The sequence below is a fragment of the Blastomonas sp. UPD001 genome, from assembly GCF_003426715.1.
In the GTDB taxonomy this organism is placed as follows: domain Bacteria; phylum Pseudomonadota; class Alphaproteobacteria; order Sphingomonadales; family Sphingomonadaceae; genus Blastomonas.
Map to the genome: position 1 here is coordinate 2006153 of NZ_QKVT01000001.1, position 5518 is coordinate 2011670.

General features: G+C 63.8%; 1 protein-coding gene and 2 pseudogenes. 1 reads left to right on the forward strand and 2 read right to left on the reverse strand.

Translation table 11 applies throughout. The features are described 5' to 3' along the window. Nucleotides 1-516: LysR family transcriptional regulator (locus DM995_RS10195; protein ID WP_157973284.1), on the reverse strand; the 516-nt coding region annotated here is incomplete at its 3' end. Between the two features lie 113 nt (nucleotides 517-629). On the opposite strand from DM995_RS10195, the pseudogene DM995_RS10200 reads away from it, so the two are divergent. Beyond that, nucleotides 630-1262, forward strand: a pseudogene (locus DM995_RS10200) (pirin family protein); the annotation flags it as partial. Between the two features lie 3 nt (nucleotides 1263-1265). Here DM995_RS10200 and rpoC read toward each other — a convergent pair. Continuing rightward, nucleotides 1266-5501 (reverse strand): annotated as a pseudogene (rpoC, locus tag DM995_RS10205) (DNA-directed RNA polymerase subunit beta'); the annotation flags it as partial. Nucleotides 5502-5518: the final 17 nt, after the last annotated feature.

Below are 5518 nucleotides of genomic sequence, written 5' to 3' on the forward strand. Positions count from 1 at the left end.
CAGTGCCGCGCCACCCCATTCGCCGCCCAAGCCGAAGCCCTGGCCGAAGCGCAGGCTGCTGTCGGGCAGCACCGCGATGCGCAGCGCCATGTCGAAGCCCTGATCGACCAGATCCACCCGCGCATCGGACAGGTGCATGTCGATCAATATGCCGGGGTGCAGCGCCATGAACTGCGCGATCAGCGGCGCGACCGCGCTAAGGCCATAGCTCATCGGTACCGCGATGCGCACGGTCCCGCTGAGCAGCACCGCCTCGTCGCGCGCCGCCTCGACCGCCGCCTCGCCGTCCATCCGGATGCGACGCGCATGATCGACCAGCGACCGCCCCGCCGCCGACAGCGACAGCCGCCGCGAGGTGCGGTGGAACAGAACCGTCCCCAGTTCCGCCTCCAGCCGCGACACCGCCTTGGACACCTTGGCCTTGGACAGGCCGAGCGCATCGGCCGCGCCGGTAAAGCTGCCGGTATCGGCAACCGCGGCGAAGACCGCCCAGGCCTCGAAATCGGGAAGTCGCATATCTGGAAACAATCCTTTTCCAAACTGGCTGTTTCGGAAACGATAGCGCGAGACTATCTGTTGCTCAAGCCAAGGCGTCGGCACGTGTCCGATGCCAGCAAGGAGCAAGTGACATGATCGAGAAGCGCGATTTTTCCACCCTGGGTCACGCCAATCACGGCTGGCTCAATGCCCGCCACCATTTCTCGTTCGGCGGCTATCACGATCCGGCCCGCATGGGCTGGGGTGCCCTGCGCGTCTGGAACGACGACGAGATCGCCCCCAGGAGCGGTTTCCCCACCCATCCGCACCGCGACATGGAAATCATCACCTATGTCCGCACCGGCGCGATCACCCATCGCGACAGCCTGGGCAACGAAGGCCGCACCGAAGCGGGCGACGTTCAGGTGATGAGCGCGGGAACCGGCGTGGCGCATAGCGAGTTCAACCTGGAAGACGAGGAAACCCGGCTGTTCCAGATCTGGATCATCCCCGATGAGGCGGGCGGTGCTCCGCGCTGGGATGCCAAGCAGTTCCCCAAGGGTGAGCGTTCGGGCAAGCTGGAAGTTCTGGCCAGCGGCCGCGACGAGGACATCCTGGCGGGCGCGCTGATGATCCGGGCCGATGCACGGCTGTCCGGGGCGACACTCGCCAAGGGCGACAGCATCACCCACCGGATCGACCCGGCCTATGCCGCCTATCTGGTGGTGTCGGCTGGCAGCGTGAGCGTCAACGGCGTCGAGATCGGCGAACGCGATGCTGCCGCGATCACCCGCGAGACCGAGATCACGATCACGGCGCTGGAAGACGCCGAATTCCTCGGCTTCGGCAGCGACCGGTGCCGGGGCGGGAGCGGCCTCGACCTCGTTCGCCGCAGCCATCGCCTTTTGCAGCGCACGCTGCTGCGCGCGAAGCGCGGCGTCGCGGCTGTTCGCGGCGATGCGGATGCGCGCCATGCCCGCACCGGTGCCCGCCGGGATCAGACGACCCACGATGACGTTTTCCTTCAGTCCGATCAGCGAGTCCCGCTTGCCTTCCACCGCCGCCTGGGTGAGCACCCGGGTGGTTTCCTGGAACGACGCGGCCGAGATGAACGAACGCGTCTGCAGCGAAGCCTTGGTGATGCCGAGCAGCACGGGCTTGCCTTCGGCAAACTTCTTGCCTTCGGGCAGACGGGCGTTGACCTCGTTCATTTCCTCGGCATCGAGCTGTTCGCCCGGCAGCAGCGTGGTATCGCCACCATCGGTGATCTCGACCTTCTGCAGCATCTGGCGAACGATCACCTCGATATGCTTGTCGTTGATCTTCACGCCCTGCAGGCGATAGACTTCCTGGATTTCGCTGACCAGATATTCGGCCAGCGCTTCCACGCCCAGCACTTCCAGAATGTCGTGCGGATCCGGCGATCCCGAGATCAGGTTGTCGCCCTTCTTGACATAGTCGCCTTCCTGGACGTCGATGACCTTCGACTTGGGCACCAGATACTCGACCGGATCCCCCTCTTCCGGATGGATCGCGATCTTGCGCTTGGCCTTGTAGTCGCGGACGAACTCGATGCGGCCCGAAACCTTGGCGATGATCGCATTGTCCTTCGGCTTGCGCGCCTCGAACAGCTCGGCCACGCGCGGCAGACCGCCGGTGATGTCGCGAGTCTTGGCGGCTTCGCGGCTGACACGGGCGAGCACATCGCCGGCTTCCACCTTTTGGCCATCCTCGACCGAGAGCATCGCACCCACGGCGAGCATGTAGCGCGCCGCTTCGCCCGAGGCCTCGTCGAGCAGGGTAAGACGCGGACGCAGGTCTTCCTTGGACTTCGCCTTGCTCGATCCGCGGAATTCCACGACCACGCGCTGTGCGATACCGGTGGCATCGTCGGTCTGCTCGACCAGCGTCTTGCCGTCGATCAGGTCCTGATACTTCACGACACCGCTGGTATCGGTGATCACCGGCATGGTGAACGGATCCCATTCGGCGATGCGATCGCCGATGTTCACCGCGCCATTGTCGTCGACCAGCAGCACCGTGCCGTACGGGATGCGGTGGACCGCACGCTCGCGGCCTTCCTTGTCGACGATCGCGATTTCGCCATTACGGGCGAGCGACAGGCGCTGGCCGCGCTTGTTCACGATGGTCGGGATATCCCGGTACTGCAGCGTGCCATCGGCCACCGCCTCGAGGTTCGACTGCTCGTTGAGCTGCGCCGCACCGCCGATATGGAAGGTACGCATGGTCAGCTGCGTGCCCGGCTCGCCGATCGACTGCGCGGCGATGACGCCGACAGCCTCGCCGATGTTCACCGGAGTACCACGCGCCAGGTCACGGCCATAGCACTTGCCGCACACGCCCTGGGTCGCTTCGCAGATCAGCGGCGAACGGATGCGCGCCGCCTGGATGCCCATGGCTTCGATCGACGCCACGGCGGCTTCGTCGAGCAGCGTGTCCTTGGCAACGACGACATCGCCCGACTTCGCGTCGACGATATCCTCGGCCAGGGTACGGCCCAGGATGCGCTCGCCGAGCGAGGCGATGACCGAGCCGCCCTGCACGATCGCGCGCATTTCCAGCGCCCGTTCGGTGCCGCAGTCTTCCTGCACGATGACGCAATCCTGCGACACGTCGACCAGACGGCGGGTCAGGTAACCCGAGTTCGCCGTCTTGAGCGCCGTATCCGCCAGACCCTTGCGCGCGCCGTGGGTGGAGTTGAAATACTCCAGAACGGTCAGGCCTTCCTTGAAGTTCGAGATGATCGGCGTTTCGATGATCTCGCCCGAGGGCTTGGCCATCAGGCCGCGCATCCCGGCGAGCTGCTTCATCTGCGCTGGCGAACCACGCGCACCCGAATGGCTCATCATGTAGATCGAGTTGACCGGCGCCTCGCGGCCATGCTCGTCCTTCGGCGTCGCCTTGATCTCTTCCATCATGGCGTTCGCGACCTGGTCGCCGCAACGGCTCCAGGCGTCGATCACCTTGTTGTACTTTTCCTGCTGGGTGATCAGACCATCCTGGTACTGCTGCTCATAGTCAGCGACCAGCGCGCGGGTCTCGTCGACCAGACGCTCCTTGCTGTCCGGAATGATCATGTCGTCCTTGCCGAACGAGATGCCGGCGCGGCAGGCGTGACGGAAGCCCAGGCCCATGATCGCGTCGGCGAACAGGACGGTGTCCTTCTGGCCGGTGTGACGATAGACCTGGTCGATGACGTCGCCGATTTCCTTCTTGGTGAGAAGGCGGTTGACGACATCGAAGGGTACCTTGTGGCTCTTGGGCAGACATTCGCCGATGAGCATGCGGCCCGGCGTCGTCTGGTAGCGCTTGAGATACTGGTTGCCCTGTTCATCGGTCTGCGGAACGCGCGCGATGATCTTCGAGTGGAGCGTCACCGCACCCACTTCCAGCGCCTGATGCACTTCGGCGATGTCCGCCATCAGCATGCCTTCGCCCGGCTCGCCTTCGCGGTCCATCGACAGATAGTACAGGCCCAGCACCATGTCCTGCGAGGGCACGATGATCGGCTTGCCGTTGGCGGGCGACAGGATGTTGTTGGTCGACATCATCAGCACGCGCGCTTCCAGCTGGGCTTCCAGCGAGAGCGGAACGTGGACGGCCATCTGGTCACCGTCGAAGTCGGCGTTGAAGGCCGAGCAGACCAGCGGGTGCAGCTGGATCGCCTTGCCCTCGATCAGCACGGGTTCGAATGCCTGGATGCCCAGACGGTGGAGCGTCGGTGCGCGGTTGAGCATCACGGGATGCTCGCGGATCACCTCGTCGAGGATATCCCAGACTTCCTTGCGCTCCTTTTCCACCCACTTCTTCGCCTGCTTCAGGGTCATCGACAGACCCTTGGCGTCGAGACGCGCGTAGATGAACGGCTTGAACAGCTCGAGCGCCATCTTCTTGGGCAGACCGCACTGGTGCAGCTTCAGTTCCGGACCGGTCACGATGACCGAACGGCCCGAATAGTCGACGCGCTTGCCGAGCAGGTTCTGACGGAAGCGGCCCTGCTTGCCCTTGAGCATGTCGGACAGCGACTTCAGCGGACGCTTGTTCGCGCCGGTGATGATACGACCGCGACGGCCGTTGTCGAACAGCGCGTCCACGGCTTCCTGCAGCATGCGCTTTTCGTTGCGCACGATGATGTCCGGCGCGCGCAGTTCCATCAGCCGCTTCAGACGGTTGTTGCGGTTGATGACGCGGCGGTACAGGTCGTTGAGGTCCGAGGTCGCGAAGCGGCCACCGTCCAGCGGCACCAGCGGGCGCAGCTCGGGCGGGATCACGGGGATGACCTCGAGGATCATCCATTCGGGACGATTCCCTGAATCGATGAACGATTCCACGACCTTGAGACGCTTGATGATCTTCTTGGGCTTGAGTTCCGACTTGGTGGTCTCAAGCTCCTGCAGAAGATCGGCACGCTCCTGCTCGAGGTCCAGATCCATCAGCATCTGGCGCACGGCTTCGGCACCGATACCGGCCGAGAAGGCGTCCTCGCCGAACTCGTCCTGCGCGTCGAGCAGCTCGTCTTCGGTGAGCAGCTGGTACTTTTCCAGGCTGGTGAGGCCCGGCTCGATCACGACATAGCTTTCGAAATACAGCACGCGCTCAAGCTGCTTGAGCTGCATATCGAGCAGCAGGCCGATGCGCGAGGGCAGCGACTTCAGGAACCAGATGTGTGCGACCGGCGCGGCGAGCTCGATATGGCCCATGCGCTCGCGGCGGACCTTGGTGACGGTCACTTCCACGCCGCACTTTTCGCAGACGATGCCCTTGTACTTCATGCGCTTGTACTTGCCGCACAGGCACTCGTAATCCTTCACCGGACCGAAGATGCGCGCGCAGAACAGGCCGTCACGCTCGGGCTTGAACGTGCGATAGTTGATGGTTTCGGGCTTCTTGATCTCGCCGAAGGACCAGGACCGGATGCGCTCGGGCGAAGCCAGACCGATCTGGATTTCGTCAAAGGTTTCCGGCTTCACGGCGGGATTGTTGAATTTGGTCAGTTCGTTCATTTTTTTCGCCTTCCTGG